The sequence below is a fragment of the Flavobacterium rhizosphaerae genome (genome assembly GCF_046000445.1).
In the GTDB taxonomy this organism is placed as follows: Bacteria; Bacteroidota; Bacteroidia; order Flavobacteriales; family Flavobacteriaceae; genus Flavobacterium; species Flavobacterium rhizosphaerae.
Genome location: NZ_JBELPZ010000044.1, coordinates 1 through 735 on the forward strand (window position 1 = coordinate 1; position 735 = coordinate 735).

Annotated in this window: 2 tRNA genes and 1 rRNA gene; all 3 read left to right on the top strand. The window is 39.2% G+C overall.

Going from position 1 to position 735, the window contains the following annotated elements:
* Positions 1-49: ribosomal RNA gene (locus tag ABS766_RS16755) — 16S ribosomal RNA — on the top strand; the annotation flags it as partial.
* A gap of 189 nt (positions 50-238) precedes the next feature.
* Positions 239-312, top strand: a tRNA-Ile gene (locus tag ABS766_RS16730).
* Positions 313-506: 194 nt separating this feature from the next.
* A tRNA-Ala gene (locus tag ABS766_RS16735) sits at positions 507-580 on the top strand.
* Positions 581-735 lie beyond the last annotated feature (155 nt).

Sequence of the window (735 nt, forward strand, 5' to 3'; positions counted from 1 at the left end):
GTCGTAACAAGGTAGCCGTACCGGAAGGTGCGGCTGGAACACCTCCTTTCTAGAGATTACGGTCTCCGGTTTTTATTTGGTAAGAAGAAAGTTATTCTTACTCTCGCTGTTGGTTCAAAAACATTAATTTAAGAAGAAGAGAGCTGAAAAAAAGTACAAAGAATTAAGTACAAAGTATCAAGGCAAGCGGATGCGCTGCATCTTAATACTTAATACTAAAGACTTAATACTTTAAAATAGTCTCGTAGCTCAGCTGGTTAGAGTACTACACTGATAATGTAGGGGTCGGCAGTTCGAGTCTGCCCGGGACTACAAAAAAGTCAGAAAGTTCGAAAGTTAAAAGTCAGAAAGCCCCTGTGGCCTTGTGACTTGATGACCTTAGGCTTTAGGGCTTAAAAAGCACTTGAAACCTTAAATAAAAGGAAATTTTAGAAGTTGAGTTACACTATATAGTGAACCGTTCTTGCAACTGTTAACTGTACATTGTTAACTGCACACTAAAGAATGGGGGATTAGCTCAGCTGGCTAGAGCGCCTGCCTTGCACGCAGGAGGTCATCGGTTCGACTCCGATATTCTCCACAAATAGTACAAAGAAGAAAGTACAAAGTACGAAGACAGAGTCTTTATACTTGATACTTACTACTTGATACTTATAAAGTTCATTGACATATTGAGATAAGAAACAAAGTAGAATTTTAAGAAATTAGAAAGCACAAGCAGCTTTCGGCTGACAG